The 927-nt window shown below is 41.9% G+C and carries 1 pseudogene; it reads left to right on the forward strand.

What is annotated here, in order from left to right:
- Positions 1–68: 68 nt before the first annotated feature.
- A pseudogene (locus CWB99_RS24190) lies at positions 69–927 on the forward strand (IS3 family transposase); the annotation flags it as partial.

The following is a 927-nucleotide window of genomic DNA, read 5'->3' on the forward strand; positions in this document are numbered from 1 at the left end:
ATTGTGTAGTGGTTTAATAGATCCGGACACATTGATAAGAGACAATAACGTCAAACATCGAGGTATCCATGACAAAGCAAAAACGACAATACAAATCATACCCTAAAGAATTTAAAGAAGAGGCTGTCGCCTTAGTCAGTGAACAAGGTTATACAGTCGCTCAAGCCGCAGAAGCCGTAGGCGTTAGTACCAGTTTGCTTTACAAGTGGAAGGAACATATAGAACAAGAACAGGCTGGGCACAAATTAGTTAACTCCGAACGAGAAGAGCTTTTAGCACTTCGCAAAGAGGTAAAACAACTGAGAATGGAGAAAGATATTTTAAAAAAGGCCAGCGCCTTCTTTGCGAAAGAAATGAAGTAAAGTATCAATTCATTCAAGTTCAATCTGACGAGTATCCAACGCTTATACTTTGCCGGGTTATGGGAGTCAGCTCCAGTGCTTACTACGATTGGTGTAAGCGGCCAGGACAAGTAATAGATGCAGAGATGCTTCGCCTTTTCCGTCGTATAAAGGCGTTGTTCAAAGAGAGCAGGCAAAGCCTGGGCTCCCGTCAAATGATGAAACAGCTTCGCAAGGAAGGCTTCAAAATTGGGCGTTTTAAAGTACGCCGTTTGATGAAAAAGTTAGGGCTTGTCGTAAGGCAAAGGCAAGCTTATAAAGTGACGACTAATAGCAAACATAACAATCAAGTTGCAGATAATGTTTTGGCAAGGCAGTTTAATCCAACAGCACCTAATGTTGCGTGGGCGGGTGATATGACTTATTTGCGCACGGCTCAGGGTTGGATGTATTTGGCTATTGTTATGGATTTACATTCTCGTCGTATTATTGGTTGGGCTTTAAGTAAGCGAATGACAGTTCAATTAGTAGAACGCGCTCTACAAATGGCAATTAATCTGAGGAACCCACCAAAAGGAGTTATATT

The sequence above is a fragment of the Pseudoalteromonas rubra genome (genome assembly GCF_005887095.1).
In the GTDB taxonomy this organism is placed as follows: Bacteria; Pseudomonadota; Gammaproteobacteria; order Enterobacterales; family Alteromonadaceae; genus Pseudoalteromonas; species Pseudoalteromonas rubra_E.